Here is a 257-nt window from a genome sequence, read left to right on the forward strand (position 1 = left end):
ATGGTTTCAGCAAGTTTTGCCAGTTCAAGATATTTCTTGTATAGTTTTTCGTAGATGAGGGCTCTTTTCTCATCCGGCCGGTATTCAGCCTCGATGTCCGACCCCATATGCCTTGTCGCCTCATTGATATCCTTGTACACCCCTGCGGCAACTGCCGCGAACATTGCCGCTCCCAAGGCACAGGTCTGCTCCGAGCGGACCACACGGATGGGCATGTCCAGCACGTCCGCCAGCGTCTGCATCACGAAGGGCGCCTT

General features: G+C 54.9%; 1 protein-coding gene. It reads right to left on the minus strand.

Features of this window, described 5'->3' with window-relative positions:
* Positions 1–257 (minus strand): FGGY-family carbohydrate kinase (locus DW800_RS19855; protein ID WP_243634887.1); only part of this gene is annotated, 257 nt, incomplete at both ends.

Source organism: Bacteroides sp. AM32-11AC, from assembly GCF_003603515.1.
GTDB lineage: Bacteria > Bacteroidota > Bacteroidia > Bacteroidales > Bacteroidaceae > Bacteroides > Bacteroides uniformis.